Genomic DNA, 15628 nt, shown 5'->3' with positions numbered 1-15628 from the left:
CTCTCCTCGTCCGGTGGTCTTCCGATTGTCACCGGCAAGCCAATCACAGCGCCGGGGGCGGAGGCCGACCGGACGGCCCGCCGCGGTCGCGGGGCGGCGGGATAGGGTGGCCGGTGTGCTCGATCTGGTGACAGCAGTGCGCTACGTCGACCCGCTGCGGTCCGGCGGCTCCGTCCCCGGCGTGGTGGAGACCGACGACCTGGGAACCTACGTGGTCAAGTTCACCGGCGCCGCGCAGGGCCGCAAGGCGCTGGTGGCGGAGGTGATCGTCGGCGAGCTGTCCCGGCGGCTCGGCCTGCGCGTCCCCGAGCTGCGGCTGGTGGACTTCGATCCGGCCGTCGCCGCGGACGAGCCCGACACCGAGATCCAGGACATGCTCAAGGCCAGCGGCGGCCTCAACCTCGGGATGGACCTGCTGCCCGGCGCGCGGGACTACCGGCCGGGCATGATCCCGGTGGACTCCGCCGAGGCCGGGCGGGTGGTCTGGCTGGACGCCCTCACCGGCAACGTCGACCGCACCGTGCACAACCCCAACCTGGTGGTCTGGCACGGACGGCTCTGGCTGATCGACAACGGCGCCGCGCTGATCTTCCACCACCGCTGGGCCACCGCCGAGGCGGCGGTCGGCAAGCGCTACGACCTCAGCGCGCACGCGCTGGGCGGCTCGGCCCCGGACGTCCGGCTGGCCGACGAGGAGCTCGGCCCGCTGGTCACCGTCGGCCTGCTGGAGGAGGTGCTGGCGCTCGTCCCGGACGAGTGGCTGGCCGACGAGCCCGGCTTCGACTCGGTGGCCGCCGTCCGGCACGCCTACGTGACCCACCTGGCCGCCCGGGTGGTGCTCTCCGCGCAGTGGCTCCCGGAGGGCTTCGCCACCCCCGAGCAGCTGCGCGAGGCCGACCGCCGCAGGGAGGCCCGGACCCGGGCCGGCCGGCCCGCCTGGCTCCAGGAAGTCCCGGACCTGCACGGCAAGCCGTCGGTGGAGACCGTCTGGGACCAGCACGTCGAATGAGCGGGGCGGGGCCCGCCCGGAGCGGTCGGCCGGGCGGGGCCCGGGCACCGCGGCCGGGAAACGACCGGGGAGCGGACCCTGATGGGCCCGCTCCCCGGCTCAGTGTTCAGGTGTCGCCGTGGTCAGCGCGTCAGCGCCACCACTGGACCGCCTTCTCGGCGTTGATGATGCCCGCGCCGTAGAAGCCGTTGTCGTCCGCGCCGCCCTCGCAGGTGGCCTTGTACGCGCCGGTGCCGCCCGGGTTGTACTCGCCGGTCGGGCAGGGGTGCGACTCCGCCTGGTTGGTGAGCAGCTCGGTCAGCTCGTCCGGGTTGGCCCACGGGAAGGTGCTGGCGAGCAGCGCGACCACGCCGACGACGTGCGGGGTGGCCATCGAGGTGCCCTGCATGTAGCCGTACTTGTTGCCCGGGATGGTGGAGAGGATCCGGCCGTTCTTGTCCGGGGTGTCCGGGATCTGGTAGCGGGCGTCGCCACCCGGCGCGGCGACGGTCACGACGCCCTTGCCGTAGCTGGAGTAGTACGCCTTGTCGCCCTTGACGCCCACCGAGGAGACGGCGATGACGCCGGGCAGCTCGGTCGGCAGCGACAGGCAGTCGTTGGTGACCGGGCGGGTCACCTTGGTGGTGTCGTCCGGGCTGGCGACGTCAACGGTCTTGTGCGCCAGGTCGATGTTCTCGTTGCCCGCCGCGGCGACGTTGAGGACGCCCTTGCGCTGCGAGAACGAGACCGCCTTGCGGACGGCGGCGCTGATCGCGGCCTGGTCCTTGTCGTTCGGGCAGTTGAACATCCACGGGTCGACGTAGTAGCTGTTGTTGGTCACCTTGAACTGGTGCTCACCGGCCCACACGAAGCCGCAGATCGCGTACTCGGGGTAGATGAACCCGCCGTCGTCGACGACCTTGACCGCGGCCAGCTTCACGTTCGGGGCGATGCCGACGACGCCCTTGCCGTTCTTGGCGGCGCCGATCGTGCCGGCCACGTGGGTGCCGTGGTCGCTGGTGGTGGGCTGCCAGGACTTCCAGTCGGTGTTCGGCTTGCCGCCGTCGATGCAGGAGACCGACTGCGAGGCGTCCACGTTGGCGGCCAGGTCCTCGTGCGTCGCGTCGATGCCGGAGTCCAGCACGCCGACGGTGACGTTGCGGCTGCCGAGCGAGAGCTTGTGCGCCTTGTCGACACCGATCTGGCGCATGTCCCACTGGTTGGCCTCGTACGGCTCCTGACCGGCGGCGGGCGCGCCGGCGGGCTCGGCGGCGACCTCGGCCTTGGCCTGGTCGGCGGCGGTGATGCCCTTGGTACGGCTGGCACCGACGGAGTCGACGCCCTTGGCCTGACGCAGCTTCTGCGCGAACGCGGTGTCGTCCGAGCGGGCGATGACGACGCCGATCTGCTCGTACGAGTACACCACCGAGCCGCCGAGGGCGGTGATCGCCTTCTCGACCTTCTGCACCTGGCCGTGGTTGGCCTTGGTGTTGACGACGTAGCTGAGCAGCGGACCGGTCGTCGAGCCCGCCGAGGGGGCTGCGACGGCGGTGCCGGCCGGGAGCGCGAGGGCGCCGGCGGTGGCGAGCACGAGGCCCACCGCCGCGAACCGGGTCCGGCTGATCCGAGGAACTCTCATAGGGGTTGGCCCTCCCGAGTCGTCATGCGGCAGCTGCGGTGTGGCAGGTGCGCCTGGAATGATCGGGACGCTAATGAATATTCGCTGATAAGCGCAAGAGGTAGTCATCTAATCGTCACATGTTGGCCAACATCGGAACCGAGGAGTCCGGAGGCCCAACACGTCAACAGAGTTGAAGAGTGTTAAAAAGTGACGGTTCGCCGACGTGCTACGGTGCGCCGGGCAGTGAGTACAGCGCACGGGCGTTGTCGGCGGCGACCAGCCGGGCCAGCCGCTGCGCGTCCGCCGCCGAACAGGCGCCACCCGCCTGCCAGTCGGCCAGCACCGCCCCCAGTCCGTACCGGAACTGGGCGGCGCCCACCAGGTACAACTCGGGCAGCCCGTACGCGTCGGTGGAGAACAACAGCTTGCCGAACGGCGCCAGTTCCAGCATCTCGCCCAGCACTTCGGCCACCCGCGGGCCGGTGTAGGAGGCGGTCAGCCCGAGATCGGTGTACACCGTCGGGAAGGCCTGGGCCAGCCACCCGGCCTGGCGGTGGTACGGGTAGCAGTGCAGCAGCACCAGCGGGACGCCGCTCGGCTCGGCCGCGCGCACGAACCCCGTCAGCAGCGACGGATCGGCCCGGTGCAGGGTGAGGTCGGGATCGCCGAAGCCGGTGTGGAGTTGGAGCGGCAGGCCCAGCCCGGCGCAGACGTCCACGGCCGTCCAGAGCAGGTGGTGCAGCAGCACCGGATCGGCCAGGCGGCCCCGCCCGCCGCGCAGCCAGGCGCCGGCCGCGGCCACCACGGCCGCCCGAGCGGGCCGTTCGGCGGGGGCGGCCAGGCCGTGCCGGTAGGCGAGCACCGACTTGACCGCGACCGCACCCGCGGCCGCCGCCGCCAGCGTCTCCCCGACGGCCTGCGGCCAGGACTCGGCCGGGCCCGCCACCGCCTCGGCCACCGACTCCAGCCGGACCACCTCGTGCACCACCGCCCCGGCGGCCGCGGCCAGTTCGCCGAGCGGCAGCAGCGGGAGGCCCGCGGCGGTGGTCAGCCCGGTGTCCACCAGGCAGGTGTCCAGCCCGGCGGCGGCCAGCAGCCGGCGGGTGGCCTCGGCGCCGCCCAGCTCGCGCCGCCGGGCCAGGTAGTCGGCGGCCGGGGCGTGCGCGGGCAGGCCGAGGACGGGCGGGCACCAGCGCCGGACGGCCAGGCCGAGCGCGCTGTCGAAGGGCGAACAGCCGGGCGCGGGCGGCCGGTCGGACTCGGTGAGCAGCCCGGCCAGCGCGTCGTCGGCGAGGTCGGCCGCCACCACGCTGTGGCAGTGGTGGTCGACCAGCGCGGGCAACGCCAGGGCCCCGGCGGGCACCGGTCAGTACCGCCAGCGGGTGGCGGCGACCAGCTGCTCGGGGGTGGCGACGGCGTACTGCTCGCCCTCCGCCCGGCGCACCGCCAGCACCGCCTCGTACAGCGGCCCGCCGAGCGCCTCGCGCAGCACCGCCGATCGCTCGTACGCGGCCAGCGCCTCCGCCGGGCCGGTCGGCAGCCGGGGCACCGCGCCGGGCTCGGCGGCGGCCGGGTCCCCGGTGAACTCCGTTGGCAGCGAGAGGTGTTGGTCGAGACCGGCGAGACCGGCGGCGAGCACCGCACCGACCGCCAGGTACGGATTGGCGCTGGCGTCGAAGCACTTGACCTCGGCGTTGGCGGCGGCGGCCCGCTCCCCCGTGGAGCCCGTCACCAGGCGCAGCGCGGCCTCGCGGTTCTCCAGGCCCCAGCACTGGTAGGCGCCGGCCCAGTGCGAGGGCACCAGCCGCAGGTAGCCGGCCGGGCTGGAGCAGCCCAGCACCAGGAGTTCGGGCAGCGCGCCGAGCACCCCGGCGAGGAAGCCCTCGGCCTCGGCGGTCAGGCCGTGCGGGCCGGGGCCGCCGTTGCCGAGGTTGTGGCCGTCCCGCCAGAGGCTCAGGTGCAGGTGCCCGCCGTTGCCGACCGTGCCGGGCTCGACCACGGGGGCGAAGGAGACCCGCAGGCCGTGCCGGGCGGAGACGGCCCGCACGGTGTGCCGGACCAGGACGGAGGTGTCGGCGGCGCCGACCGGGCCCTCGGGGGCCACCGAGACCTCGAACTGGCCCGGGGCGTACTCGGGGTGGATCTGCAGGACGCTCAGCCCCTGCTCGCCGAGGGCGCGCAGGACGTCCCGCAGGTAGTCGGTGAGGTCGGTGAGCCGGTGCATCCCGTACGCGGGGCCGTGCGTCGGGTACTGCGGCTCGTCCTGCGGGCCGCCGGCGAGGGCGACCACCCACTCGACCTCGATGCCGGCCCGCAGGGTCAGCCCGCGCTCGGCGGCGGCGGCCTCCATCCGGCGGGCGAACAGCCGCTGGCAGCCGGGGTGCGGGGTGCCGTCCTGGGTGTGCCGGTCCCCCGGGGCCCAGGCCCAGCCGGGCTGGGCGGCCAGCGGGACGACCCGGTCGAGGTCGGGGTAGAGCCGCAGGTCCCCGGTGGGGCCGCCGGTGCTCGGGCTGGTGGTGATGCCGTCGTCGGCGAGGAAGACGTCGAAGCAGGGCGCGGCGCCGACGCCCCACTGCGCGGCGTGCACCAGGGCGCCCAGCGGGACGGCCTTGACCCGGGTGATGCCCGCGTTGTCCACCCAGGTGACGGCCACCGCGTCGACGGCGGCGGTGCGCAGCCGGTGGACGGCGGCCTCGGCCTGTTCGACGCGGGCGGCGCACGGGGGCAGCGCGACGGCGGCGAGGTGCCCGCCGAGGCCTCCGGTCGGGCCGGTGGAGCCGGTGGCGGACGCGGCGGGGCCGGCGGCGGTTCCGAGGGTCATGCCCCCATGCTGCCCCGCCCGTCGCGGCCGGGTAACTCCCCTATCGGGTGGTCCCCGTGGACGCCCGTCCGCCCGTTCACCCGTTCGGGCCGCCGCCGGGCCCCGCCCCGCCGCCCGGATGCCTTTTGTGACGCCCGCACCCCTTCCTACTCGCGGGTAGCTTCGCTACAGTGGCCGGACGCACCACCGCCGGGCTACGGGAGCCGCACCGGCGGGGGCCTGCGGCCGCCGTGTCCACGGCGGGCGCGCGGTGCGTCATTCACCGGCCGGCGCCGCGAACCGCGGCGGGCCGGGTCTCCTTCCTCGTATCAGAGCCGCTTCCTTTCACCCTTGAGCGCCTGAGCACCACGGCACACCCCTCAGTTCGGCCGGAGCGGACCGGCCGCCGCGGCGGTGTGCCGGAACCCGTCATCTCCCCAGCCCCGCGCGCGGACCCTCCCCCGGCGGCGGCCGCCCCCGCCGCACGCGCGGGCGCGGCGGCCCGGCCGCCGGGGCGTCGCGCGGGCCCTTCAGGACTAGGAGTCAGGACAGATGGAGCGTCCCTTTTCCACGGTCGCCGTCGTCGGCCTCGGCACGATGGGTGCCGGTGTCGCGGTAGCCGTCGCCAGGAGCGGCCGCCGGGTGATCGGCATCGAGGCCACCGAGGACTCGGCCGCCCGGGCACTGGCCCGGATCGAGGAGGCGACCGCGCACGCGGTCGACCGGGAGCGGATCACCGCCGGGGAGCGCACCGCGCTGCTGGCGCTGATCTCGGTCGGCCACGAGCTGTCGGCCGCCGCCGGGGCCGGGCTGGTGATCGAGGAGGTGCCCGAGCGGCTGGAGCTGAAGCGGGAGCTCTTCGCCGAGCTGGACCGGATCTGCCCGGCGGAGACGGTGCTGGCCACCGGCACCACCGCGCTCTCGGTGACCCGGATCGCCGCCGCGACCGCCCGCCCGGAGCGGGTGCTGGGCCTGCACTTCTTCAACCCGGTGCACAGCATGAAGCTGGTCGAGGTGGTCCGCACGGTGCTGACCTCCCCGCAGGTCGCCGAGGACGCCGCCGCGTTCGCCCGGGACCTCGGCAAGGAACCGGTGGCGGCCGGCGACCGGGCCGGCTTCGTGGTCAACGGCCTGCTGTTCGCGTACCTGAACCAGGCCGCCGCGATGTACGAGTCCAAGTACGCCTCCCGGGAGGACATCGACGCCGCGATGCGGCTCGGCTGCGGCCTGCCGATGGGCCCGCTGGCGCTGCTCGACCTGATCGGCGTGGACACCGCGCGGACCGTCCTGGAGGCGATGTACGAACAGTCCCGGGACCGCCTGCACGCGCCCGCCCCGATCCTCGGCCAGCTGGTCGCGGCCGGGCTGCTGGGCCGCAAGTCCGGCCGCGGCTTCTACACCTACGAGGCGCCCGGCTCGTCCAGGGCCGTGGACGCGGCGACCGGCCCGGCGCGGGCCGCGGTGGCGGGCCGGGAGGTCCGCACGGTCGGCGTCTGCGGCTCGGGCACCATGGCGACCGGCATCGCCGAGGTCTTCGCCAAGGCCGGCCGCCCGGTGCTGCTGGCCGCCCGCAGCCAGGAGAAGGCCGACCGGGCCAAGGCGCAGCTGGCGAAGTCGCTGGCGCGCGCGGTCGACCGGGGCCGGCTGAGCGCGCAGGCGCGGGACGCCGCGCTGGCGCTGGTCACCCCGGTCGGCCAGTACGCCGAACTGGCCGACGTGGACCTGGTGATCGAGGCGGTGGCCGAGGACCTGGCGGTCAAGCGCGAGCTGTTCGCCACCCTGGACAAGATCGTCAGGCCGGGCGCGGTGCTCGCCACCACCACCTCCTCGCTGCCGGTGATCAGCTGCGCGACCGCCACCTCGCGGCCGCAGGACGTGATCGGCATGCACTTCTTCAACCCGGCGCCGGCCATGAAGCTGGTCGAGGTCGTCTCCACCGTGCTGACCGCGCCGGACGTCACCGCGACCGTGCTGGAGCTGACCGCCGAGGTCCGCAAGCACCCGGTGGAGTGCGGCGACCGGGCCGGCTTCATCGTCAACGCGCTGCTCTTCCCCTACCTGAACGACGCGGTGCGGATGCTCCAGGAGCACTACGCGACGGTGGACGACATCGACACCGCGATGAAGCTGGGCTGCGGCTACCCGATGGGCCCGTTCGAGCTGCTGGACGTGGTCGGCCTGGACGTCTCGCTGACCATCGAGCAGGTGCTGCACCAGGAGTTCCGCGAGCCGGGACTGGCGGCCGCGCCGCTGCTGGAGCACCTGGTCGCCGCCGGCTGCCTGGGCCGCAAGACCGGCCGCGGCTTCCGCGACCACGCGCGCCGGTGACCACGCCAGCCGCCGGGGGCGCCGCCGCGCGCGAGTCGGCGCCGCCCGGGGCCGGGCCGTCCGCGGCCGGGTCGGGCCCGGTCAGACCGGGCTGGAGCCCGGGGACGGTGTCCGCGCGCTGGCCCAGACCGGCCGTCACCGGCCCGGTCGCACCGGTCCGTCGGGGAAGGGCCGCGGCCGAACCGCCGGGGCCGTGTAGCGTTCCGGACATGGATCGGGTTCAGTCAGCCACCCCGCAGCACTCCGCCGGACCGCGCGGCGCCGACCGGACGGCCTCCTCGACCGGGGGCACCGGGCCGGAAGGGGGGCCGGGCAGCCGCCGGGCGGCGGCGCAGCGCCAGCAGATGCGTCAGGACCTGGCCACGGCCGCGATGGAGCTGTTCTCCTCGCAGGGCTACGAGGAGACCACGGTCGACCAGATCGCGGCCGCCGCCGGGGTGGCCCGGCGGACCTTCTTCCGGTACTTCCGGTCGAAGGAGGAGGCGATCTTCCCCGACCACGACGACACCCTCGTCCGGGTGGCCGACCTGCTGGCCAGCGCCGAGCCGGAGGAGCACCCGCTGGACGTGGTCTGCCGCGGCATCAAGGAGGTGCTGCGGATGTACGCCTCGACCCCCGGGGTGTCGGTCGCGCGGTACCAGCTGATCCGTCAGGTCCCGGCGCTGCGCGAGCGGGAGATCGCCGTGGTGGCCCGGTACGAGCGGCTGTTCACCCGGTACCTGCTGGGCCGCTTCGACACCGGGGAGTCCATCCCGTCGGGCTGGCAGCGCGGCGGCGAGGACGACTCGATGCTGGCCGAGGTGTCGGCGGCGGCGGTCGTCGCGGCGCACAACCACGTGCTGCGGCGCTGGCTGCGGGCCGGCGGGCGCGGGGACGTGGAGGCGCAGCTGGACCACTCCTTCGAGGTGATCCGGCGGACCTTCTGGGCCGCCAGCACGCCGGGTGCCAGACGCCGCGGCTCCCTGGTGGCACCGGGTGCCAATGGGGCTCCCGGTGACGTGCTGGCCGAGAGCGCACTGAGTGCCAGTCCTGGAGGTGAGGTGCTCATCACAGTCGCCCGGACGGACGCTCCACTGGACGTGGTGGTGGACAGCATCCGGGCCGCGCTGAGTGGCGCCAGGGAGTCCTGAGCCCACCATCCGTCCAGGTCAGAGCGATATCGAGGGCCCGCGTCGAACAGTCGACGCGGGCCCTTTCGGCACCCCCCGCAGCGCGTCCGAGGGCCGCCCCAGTGCGCCGGAATTCGTGACACCCGGTGTCTTTACGTGTGGCACAGGGTGCCACTACCTTGTTACTCACCAGTCGCGGCGCCGCGGCTCCCCACCTCGGCGCGCCGTCGTCCGGCATTCCCACACCCCGGGAGCAGTGCGCGTTCGGCCCGGTCCACCCCGGGCGCCCAGCCCGACCACCCACCACCCACCTCAGCGAAGCCGGTGTCCGCTCCCGGCTACCCCAGACGCCCTGTGCCCTCACACAGGTACGCCTTCGGAGGCAGCCATGCAGGAAATCCTCGACGCGATCCTCAGCAACGACGCCACGTCGGAGGACTTCGCCGCCGTCAAGCTTCCCGAGTCCTACCGAGCGGTGACGCTCCACAAGGACGAGGAGCAGCTGTTCGCGGGCCTCGACAGCCGCGACAAGGACCCCCGCAAGTCCCTTCACCTCGACGAGGTCGCCCTGCCCGAGCTGGGCCCCGGCGAGGCCCTGGTCGCCGTCATGGCCAGCGCGGTGAACTACAACACCGTCTGGAGCTCGATCTTCGAGCCGGTCTCCACCTTCTCCTTCCTGGAGCGCTACGGCCGGCTGTCGCCGCTCACCAAGCGCCACGACCTGCCGTACCACGTCCTCGGCTCCGACCTCGCGGGCGTGGTGCTGCGCACCGGCGCCGGCGTCAACGCCTGGAAGCCCGGCGACGAGGTCGTCGCGCACTGCCTCTCCGTCGAGCTGGAGTCCCCGGACGGCCACAACGACACGATGATGGACCCGGAGCAGCGCATCTGGGGCTTCGAGACCAACTTCGGCGGGCTGGCCCAGATCGCCCTGGTGAAGACCAACCAGCTGCTGCCCAAGCCCAAGCACCTCACCTGGGAGGAGGCCGCCTCCCCCGGCCTGGTCAACTCCACCGCGTACCGCCAGCTGGTCTCGCGCAACGGCGCCGGCATGAAGCAGGGCGACAACGTGCTGATCTGGGGCGCCAGCGGCGGCCTCGGCTCGTACGCCACCCAGTACGCGCTGGCCGGCGGCGCCACCCCGATCTGTGTGGTCTCCAACGACCAGAAGGCCGAGATCTGCCGCGCCATGGGCGCCGAGGCGATCATCGACCGCTCCGCCGAGGGCTACCGGTTCTGGAAGGACGAGCACACCCAGGACCCGCGCGAGTGGAAGCGCCTGGGTGCGAGGATCCGCGAGTTCACCGGCGGCGAGGACGTCGACATCGTCTTCGAGCACCCGGGCCGGGAGACCTTCGGCGCCTCGGTGTACGTCACCCGCAAGGGCGGCACCATCGTCACCTGCGCCTCCACCTCCGGCTTCATGCACCAGTACGACAACCGCTACCTGTGGATGTCGCTCAAGCGCATCGTCGGCTCGCACTTCGCCAACTACCGCGAGGCCTTCGAGGCCAACCGCCTGATCGCCAAGGGAAAGATCCACCCGACCCTGTCCAAGGTCTACTCCCTGGAGGAGACCGGCCAGGCCGCCCTCGACGTGCACCACAACAAGCACCAGGGCAAGGTCGGCGTGCTCTGCCTGGCGCCGGAGGAGGGCCTGGGCGTGCGCGACCACGCGCTGCGCGAGCAGCACCTCCCGGCGATCAACCGCTTCCGGAACGTCTGAGGCCGATCCCATGACCGACCAGCACAAGCGCGATCGCCCCTGGCTGATGCGCACCTACGCCGGGCACTCCACCGCGAGCGACTCCAACGCGCTCTACCGGCGGAACCTGGCGAAGGGCCAGACGGGCCTCTCCGTCGCCTTCGACCTGCCGACCCAGACCGGCTACGACTCCGACCACCTCCTCGCCCGCGGCGAGGTGGGCCGGGTCGGCGTCCCGGTCGGCCACGTCGGCGACATGCGCACCCTGTTCGACGGCATCCCGCTCGAACAGACCAACACCTCCATGACGATCAACGCCACCGCGATGTGGCTGCTGGCGCTCTACCAGGTCGTCGCCGAGGAGCAGGGCGCCGACATCGCCAAGCTCACCGGCACCACCCAGAACGACATCGTCAAGGAGTACCTCTCGCGCGGGACGCACGTCTTCCCGCCCGGCCCCTCGGTGCGCCTGATCACCGACATGATCGCCTACACCGTCGGCCGCATCCCCAAGTGGAACCCGATCAACATCTGCAGCTACCACCTGCAGGAGGCCGGGGCCACGCCCGTCCAGGAGATCGCCTACGCGATGTGCACCGCCATCTCGGTGCTCGACGCCGTCCGCGACTCCGGCCAGGTGCCGGCCGAGCGGATGGGCGAGGTGGTCGCCCGGATCTCCTTCTTCGTCAACGCCGGCGTGCGCTTCGTCGAGGAGATGTGCAAGATGCGCGCCTTCGCCCAGCTGTGGGAGAAGGTCACGCTGGAGCGCTACGGCGTCCAGGACCCGAAGCAGCGCCGCTTCCGCTACGGCGTCCAGGTCAACTCGCTCGGCCTGACCGAGGCCCAGCCGGAGAACAACGTCCAGCGGATCGTCCTGGAGATGCTGGCCGTCACCCTCTCCAAGGACGCCCGCGCCCGCGCCGTCCAACTGCCCGCCTGGAACGAGGCGCTGGGCCTGCCCCGGCCCTGGGACCAGCAGTGGTCGCTGCGGATCCAGCAGGTGCTGGCCTACGAGTCGGACCTGCTGGAGTACGGCGACCTCTTCAACGGCTCCGAGGTGATCGAGGCCAAGACCGCCGACCTGCTGGCCGGCGCCGAGGCGGAGATCGCCAAGGTGCTGGCGATGGGCGGGGTCATTCCCGCCGTCGAGTCCGGCTACCTGAAGTCCAACCTGGTCTCCTCGCACGCCGCCCGGCGGGCCCGGATCGAGTCCGGCGAGGACAAGATCGTCGGCGTCAACTGCTTCGACACCACCGAGGAGAGCCCGCTCACGGCCGACCTCGACACCGCCATCATGGTCGTCGACCCGGCCTCCGAGCAGTCCGTGCTCGCCGCCCTGGAGGCCTGGCGCGGCCAGCGCGACGAGGCCGCCGTCCAGACCGCGCTGGCCGAGCTCAAGTCCACCGCGGCCACCGACGCCAACCTGGTGCCGGCCACGCTCGCCTGCGCCCGGGCCGGCGTCACCACCGGCGAGTGGGCCTTCGCCCTGCGCGAGGTCTTCGGCGAGTACCGCGCGCCCACCGGCGTCGGCGGCGCCCCGGTCGCGGTGGCCGCCGAACCCGGCGGGGAACTGGCCGCGGTGCGCGCCGCCGTCGCCGCCACCGCCGAGGAGCTGGGCTCCGGCAAGCTGCGCCTGCTGGTCGGCAAGCCCGGCCTGGACGGGCACTCCAACGGCGCCGAGCAGATCGCCGTCCGGGCCCGCGATGCCGGGTTCGAGGTGGTCTACCAGGGCATCCGGCTGACCCCCGAGCAGATCGTCTCCGCCGCCGTCGCGGAGGACGTGCACTGCGTGGGCCTGTCGATCCTCTCCGGCGCCCACTGCGAGCTGGTGCCCGACGTCCTGCGCCGGCTGCACCGGGCCGGGGTGCAGGATGTCCCGGTGATCGTGGGTGGCATCATCCCGGCAGCGGACGGCGAGGCCCTCAAGGCCGCCGGCGTCGCCGCCGTGTTCACCCCGAAGGACTTCGGCATCACCACCATCATCGGCCGGATCGTGGACGAGATCCGGCTCGCCAACAAGCTCCAGCCCTGGACGCCCGCACCCGCGCCCACCAGCTGACCACTGGGAAGGAACCGACCCACCCTCATGTCAACCGTCAACCGCCTGCGCCCGCGCCGCTCCTGCCTCGCCGTGCCCGGCAGCAACCCGCGCTTCCTGGAGAAGGCCCAGGGCCTCCCCGCCGACCAGGTCTTCCTCGACCTGGAGGACGCCTGCGCCCCCCTCGTCAAGGAGAGCGCCCGCCACCACATCGTCGACGCGCTCAACAACGGCGACTGGGGCGGCAAGACCCGCGTCGTCCGGGTCAACGACTGGACCACCCACTGGACCTACCGCGACGTGATCACCGTCGTCGAGGGCGCCGGCCCCAACCTCGACTGCATCATGCTGCCCAAGGTCCAGGACGCCGAACAGGTCAAGGCGCTCGACCTGCTGCTCACCCAGATCGAGAAGACCATGGGCTTCGAGGTCGGCCGGATCGGCATCGAGGCGCAGATCGAGAACGCCAAGGGCCTGGTCAACGTCGACGCCATCGCCGAGGCCTCGCCCCGGCTGGAGACCATCATCTTCGGCCCCGCCGACTTCATGGCCTCCATCAACATGAAGTCCCTGGTGGTCGGCGAGCAGCCGGCCGGCTACCCGGCCGACGCCTACCACTACATCCTGATGCGCATCCTGATGGCCGCCCGTGCCAACGACCTCCAGGCCATCGACGGCCCGTACCTGCAGATCCGCAACCAGGAGGGCTACCGCGAGGTCGCCCGGCGCGCCGCCGCCCTCGGCTTCGACGGCAAGTGGGTGCTCCACCCCGACCAGGTCGGCGCCGCGAACGAGATCTTCTCGCCCTCCCAGGAGGACTACGACCACGCCGAGCTGATCCTCGACGCCTACGACTGGTGCACCTCCGAGGCGGGCGGCGCCAAGGGCTCCGCGATGCTCGGCGACGAGATGATCGACGAGGCCAGCCGCAAGATGGCCCTGGTCATCGCCGGCAAGGGCCGGGCCGCCGGCCTGGAGCGCACCACCAAGTTCGAGATCCCGGAAAGCTGAGGCCCGACGCGATGCAGTTCGGACGCACCTACGAGGAGTTCGAGGTCGGCGCGGTCTACAAGCACTGGCCCGGCAAGACCGTCACCGAGTACGACGACCACCTCTTCTGCCTGCTCACCATGAACCACCACCCGCTCCACCTGGACACCAACTACGCCGAGCGGACGACGGACTTCGGCAGGAACGTCGTGGTGGGCAACTACGTCTACTCGCTGCTGCTGGGCATGTCCGTCCCGGACGTCTCCGGCAAGGCCATCGCCAACCTGGAGATCGAGTCGCTGCGGCACGTCGCGCCGACCTTCCACGGCGACACCCTCTACGGCGAGACCACCGTCCTCGACAAGTGGCCGTCCAAGTCCAAGGACGACCGCGGCATCGTGCACGTCGAGACCAAGGGGTACAAGCAGGACGGCACGGTCGTCTGCGTCTTCCGCCGCAAGGTGATGGTGCCGACCGAGACGTACGTCAAGGAGCGCGGCGGCGAGCAGCCCGGCCGCCCGACTCCCCTTTCCTAGGGCCCCGAATCCCCCGAGACCCCGGAGGGGCCGGCCGCCGTCATCGGCCGGCCCCCACCCGGAACGGGGGCCCTGCCGCCGCAGCCACGCCGGCAGGGCCCCCGGCAATCCCCCCCCCCCCCGCCCCCTTAAACCTTTCGGAGCCGCACGATGGGACGCCTGGCACAGACCGACGGCCTCACCGAGATCCAGCGGGACATCCTCGCCACCGTGCGGGATTTCGTCGACAAGGAGATCATTCCGGTCGCGACCGAGCTGGAACACAAGGACGAGTACCCGACCGCCATCGTCGAGGGGATGAAGCAGCTCGGCCTCTTCGGCCTCACCATCCCCGAGGAGTACGGCGGCCTCGGCGAGTCGCTGCTCACATACGCCCTGGTGGTCGAGGAGATCGCCCGCGGCTGGATGAGCGTGTCCGGCATCGTCAACACCCACTTCATCGTGGCGCACATGATCAACGCCCACGGCACCCAGGAGCAGAAGGACCACTTCCTGCCGAAGATGGCCGCCGGGGAAATCCGCGGCGCGTTCTCGATGTCCGAGCCCGGCCTCGGCTCCGACGTTTCGGCCATCTCCACCAAGGGCGTCAAGGACGGGGAGTTCTACGTCCTCAACGGCCAGAAGATGTGGCTCACCAACGGCGGCACCTCCACCCTCGTCGCGGTCCTGTGCAAGACCGACGAGGGCGGCAGCACCCCGTACAAGAACATGACCACCTTCCTGGTCGAGAAGACCCCCGGATTCGGCCCGAACCCGACCGTGCCCGGCCTCACCGTGCCCGGGAAGATCGAGAAGATGGGCTACAAGGGCGTCGACACCACCGAACTGGTCCTCCAGGACGTCCGGATCCCGGCCGACCGCATCCTCGGCGGCGTCCCCGGGCGCGGCTTCTACCAGATGATGGACGGCGTCGAGGTCGGCCGCGTCAACGTCGCCGCCCGCGGCTGCGGCGTCGCCCGCCGCGCCTTCGAACTCGGCATCTCCTACGCCCAGCAGCGCTCCACCTTCGGCAAGAAGATCGCCGAGCACCAGGCCATCCAGTTCAAGCTCGCCGAGATGGCCACCAAGGTCGAGGCCGCCCACCAGATGATGGTCATGGCCGCCCGCAAGAAGGACGGCGGCGAGCGCAACGACCTCGAGGCCGGCATGGCCAAGTACCTCGCCTCCGAGTACTGCAAGGAGGTCGTCGAGGACGCCTTCCGCATCCACGGCGGCTACGGCTTCTCCAAGGAGTACGAGATCGAGCGGCTCTACCGCGAGGCCCCGATGCTGCTCATCGGTGAAGGAACTGCGGAGATCCAGAAGATGATCGTCGGACGCCGGCTCCTGGAGGAGTACCGGATCGCGGAGTGAGCACCGGGTCACCCCGGCTCGACGAGCGGCCCCAGGGACGCTCCGGGCCGGCTGGACGACCCTTCCGAACCGCCGGTCGACGGGCGTGCGGGCCCGTCCCGGCCACCCGCCGTGCCATCACGGCCCCGGCCTGGTCCGCCTGGGTCCGGCACGGCCCTCC

The 15628-nt window shown here is 72.5% G+C and carries 11 protein-coding genes; 8 read left to right on the top strand and 3 right to left on the bottom strand.

The genetic code is table 11. The annotated features are described in order from the left end of the window. The first annotated feature begins 115 nt into the window (after positions 1-115). Positions 116-1009, top strand: a complete 894-nt coding sequence (locus OG556_RS24855; RefSeq protein ID WP_371519439.1) for a HipA family kinase — start codon at positions 116-118, stop codon at positions 1007-1009. 130 nt (positions 1010-1139) lie between these two features. Here OG556_RS24855 and OG556_RS24850 read toward each other — a convergent pair whose 3' ends face one another. The 3 genes from OG556_RS24850 to OG556_RS24840 all read right to left on the bottom strand — a co-directional run bounded on the left by OG556_RS24850 (position 1140) and on the right by OG556_RS24840 (position 5430). Next, positions 1140-2627, bottom strand: coding sequence for a S8 family serine peptidase (locus tag OG556_RS24850; RefSeq protein WP_371519437.1), 1488 nt, complete (start codon positions 2625-2627; stop codon positions 1140-1142). A gap of 208 nt (positions 2628-2835) precedes the next feature. Next, complete coding sequence (locus OG556_RS24845; protein ID WP_371519434.1) at positions 2836-3972, bottom strand: amidohydrolase family protein; 1137 nt, start codon at positions 3970-3972, stop codon at positions 2836-2838. Positions 3973-3975: 3 nt separating this feature from the next. Continuing rightward, entirely contained in the window at positions 3976-5430 is a 1455-nt protein-coding gene (locus OG556_RS24840) for a glutamine synthetase (RefSeq protein ID WP_371519431.1), read from the bottom strand. Positions 5431-5961: 531 nt separating this feature from the next. On the opposite strand from OG556_RS24840, the gene OG556_RS24835 reads away from it, so the two are divergent. The 7 genes from OG556_RS24835 (at position 5962) to OG556_RS24805 (ending at position 15468) form a co-directional block, all read left to right on the top strand. After that, positions 5962-7737 (top strand): 3-hydroxyacyl-CoA dehydrogenase family protein, encoded by a 1776-nt coding sequence (locus OG556_RS24835; RefSeq protein ID WP_371519428.1) that lies wholly within the window; start codon positions 5962-5964, stop codon positions 7735-7737. 209 nt (positions 7738-7946) lie between these two features. Beyond that, complete coding sequence (locus tag OG556_RS24830) at positions 7947-8867, top strand: TetR family transcriptional regulator (RefSeq protein ID WP_371519426.1); 921 nt, start codon at positions 7947-7949, stop codon at positions 8865-8867. Between the two features lie 367 nt (positions 8868-9234). After that, a complete protein-coding gene (gene ccrA, locus OG556_RS24825; RefSeq protein WP_371519423.1) occupies positions 9235-10572 on the top strand; it encodes a crotonyl-CoA carboxylase/reductase in 1338 nt (445 codons plus the stop codon). A 10-nt stretch (positions 10573-10582) separates the two neighbouring features. Then, complete coding sequence (locus tag OG556_RS24820; protein WP_371519421.1) at positions 10583-12610, top strand: protein meaA; 2028 nt, start codon at positions 10583-10585, stop codon at positions 12608-12610. Between the two features lie 27 nt (positions 12611-12637). After that, positions 12638-13600: a CoA ester lyase gene (locus tag OG556_RS24815; RefSeq protein ID WP_371519419.1), complete on the top strand. Its 963-nt coding sequence runs from the start codon at positions 12638-12640 to the stop codon at positions 13598-13600. A gap of 11 nt (positions 13601-13611) precedes the next feature. Then, positions 13612-14115 carry a MaoC family dehydratase gene (locus tag OG556_RS24810; protein WP_371519416.1) on the top strand — a complete coding sequence of 168 codons (504 nt, stop codon included), beginning with the start codon at positions 13612-13614 and terminating at the stop codon, positions 14113-14115. 150 nt (positions 14116-14265) lie between these two features. Further along, positions 14266-15468, top strand: coding sequence for an acyl-CoA dehydrogenase family protein (locus OG556_RS24805; RefSeq protein WP_371519413.1), 1203 nt, complete (start codon positions 14266-14268; stop codon positions 15466-15468). Positions 15469-15628: the final 160 nt, after the last annotated feature.

Source organism: Kitasatospora sp. NBC_01300, assembly GCF_041435235.1.
Taxonomy (GTDB): Bacteria; Actinomycetota; Actinomycetes; order Streptomycetales; family Streptomycetaceae; genus Kitasatospora.
The sequence above is the reverse complement of the archived record's forward strand: the minus strand, read 5'-3'. Positions and strand labels throughout refer to the sequence as shown.

What these genes read in the sequence shown, in the direction of transcription:
- OG556_RS24850 (WP_371519437.1), bottom strand. Translation starts at nt 2,627, where the DNA reads ATGAGAGTTCCTCGGATCAGCCGGACCCGGTTCGCGGCGGTGGGCCTC.
- OG556_RS24840 (WP_371519431.1), bottom strand. Translation starts at nt 5,430, where the DNA reads ATGACCCTCGGAACCGCCGCCGGCCCCGCCGCGTCCGCCACCGGCTCC.
- OG556_RS24835 (WP_371519428.1), top strand. Translation starts at nt 5,962, where the DNA reads ATGGAGCGTCCCTTTTCCACGGTCGCCGTCGTCGGCCTCGGCACGATG.
- OG556_RS24830 (WP_371519426.1), top strand. Translation starts at nt 7,947, where the DNA reads ATGGATCGGGTTCAGTCAGCCACCCCGCAGCACTCCGCCGGACCGCGC.
- ccrA (WP_371519423.1), top strand. Translation starts at nt 9,235, where the DNA reads ATGCAGGAAATCCTCGACGCGATCCTCAGCAACGACGCCACGTCGGAG.
- OG556_RS24820 (WP_371519421.1), top strand. Translation starts at nt 10,583, where the DNA reads ATGACCGACCAGCACAAGCGCGATCGCCCCTGGCTGATGCGCACCTAC.
- OG556_RS24815 (WP_371519419.1), top strand. Translation starts at nt 12,638, where the DNA reads ATGTCAACCGTCAACCGCCTGCGCCCGCGCCGCTCCTGCCTCGCCGTG.
- OG556_RS24810 (WP_371519416.1), top strand. Translation starts at nt 13,612, where the DNA reads ATGCAGTTCGGACGCACCTACGAGGAGTTCGAGGTCGGCGCGGTCTAC.
- OG556_RS24805 (WP_371519413.1), top strand. Translation starts at nt 14,266, where the DNA reads ATGGGACGCCTGGCACAGACCGACGGCCTCACCGAGATCCAGCGGGAC.